Annotated in this window: 1 protein-coding gene; it reads right to left on the reverse strand. The window is 75.1% G+C overall.

The window, feature by feature from the left end:
• Positions 1 to 543: hypothetical protein (locus tag KI686_RS17340; RefSeq protein ID WP_237590270.1), on the reverse strand; the 543-nt coding region annotated here is incomplete at both ends.

A 543-nucleotide genomic window follows, 5' to 3' on the forward strand; every position in this document is an offset into this window, starting at 1 on the left:
CTGGTAGAACACCGACCGCGACAGGTGCGAGGCGGATGCCGCGGCAGTGCGGCTGCCGGGATGCGAGACGACCGCGCGCAGCACCCGCACCAGGTCGCCGTCGTGCTGCTCGTCGTAGCGGATGAGCGGGGCCAGCATGCGCTCGCTGTGCTCCTGCAGGCGGTGGTCGTCGCCGAGTTCGGTGACCAGCCGGGTGAGCGGGCGGTCGTCGACCCGGCGCACCTCCCCCGCGCGCAGTCGCGCCGCGAGCAGGCGGGTCGGACGGACGGATGCCAGCAGCTCGGCGACCGTCACGACATCCGGCCCCACGGCGAGCCCGACGCCGGATGCCTCGGATGCCCGGCGCAGGAGCGCGGCTGCGAGGGAGGCCGGTGCCGAGACCAGCACCACCCCGTCGCCGCCGTGCACCGCGCCCAGCGCGCGGACGTCGAGTTCGCGACCGGCAGTCGACGCGATCGCACCGCTCGCCACGACGACGCCTGTGCTGATCGCGGCGATCAGCGCGCCGGTGGCCGCGGCATCCGCTCCCTCCGCGATCAGCAC

Origin of the sequence: Polaribacter sargassicola (genome assembly GCF_021991835.1) — a bacterium.
Taxonomy (GTDB): Bacteria; Bacteroidota; Bacteroidia; order Flavobacteriales; family Flavobacteriaceae; genus Polaribacter; species Polaribacter sargassicola.